2 tRNA genes are annotated in these 206 nt (G+C 50.0%); both read right to left on the bottom strand.

The window, feature by feature from the left end:
• Positions 1-2 precede the first annotated feature (2 nt).
• A tRNA-Gln gene (locus HMPREF2626_RS05710) sits at positions 3-74 on the bottom strand.
• A 13-nt stretch (positions 75-87) separates the two neighbouring features.
• Positions 88-168, bottom strand: a tRNA-Tyr gene (locus tag HMPREF2626_RS05705).
• Positions 169-206 lie beyond the last annotated feature (38 nt).

Raw genomic sequence — 206 nt, 5'->3', positions numbered from 1 at the left:
AACTGGGGTAGCTGGATTCGAACCAACGCATAACAGAGTCAAAGTCTGTTGCCTTACCACTTGGCGATACCCCAATAATAATTGAAATGGTGGGAATAGGATTCGAACCTATGAACCCGAAGGAGCGGATTTACAGTCCGCCGCGTTTAGCCACTTCGCTATCCCACCAGAGTGGTCCAAGACAGAGTCGAACTGCCGACACCTTG

It is taken from the genome of Aerococcus sp. HMSC062A02, assembly GCF_001809535.1.
Lineage (GTDB): Bacteria > Bacillota > Bacilli > Lactobacillales > Aerococcaceae > Aerococcus.
This window is presented reverse-complemented; position numbering and strand designations above follow the sequence as displayed.